The following is a 301-nucleotide window of genomic DNA, read 5'->3' as shown; positions in this document are numbered from 1 at the left end:
AATATCGAACAAAGTACAATGGGTACTGATAGCGAGGAAGATTTTAATCAATTATTTGAAGATCTTGATCTTAACAGCACAAAGTTAGGCCGAAGCCCTAAAGCAAGAAATGAATTGATTGCAAAGGTACTCAGTCATCTCGACCAAATAGATTTCAATCTTGAAGATGCTGATTCTGATATTTTAGGTTATGCTTATGAGTATCTTATAGGAAAATTTGCCAGTGGTGCAGGTAAAAAGGCAGGTGAATTCTATACACCTCAACAAGTTTCAAAGATCCTTGCTAAGATCGTTACCACCG

1 protein-coding gene is annotated in these 301 nt (G+C 36.5%); it reads left to right on the top strand.

Translation table 11 applies throughout. The features are described 5' to 3' along the window. A partial coding sequence (locus HC175_RS22830) for an N-6 DNA methylase (protein ID WP_168140060.1) occupies window positions 1-301 on the top strand: 301 nt, incomplete at both ends.

The sequence above is a fragment of the Salinimicrobium oceani genome (assembly GCF_012037645.1).
The sequence above is the reverse complement of the archived record's forward strand: the minus strand, read 5'-3'. Positions and strand labels throughout refer to the sequence as shown.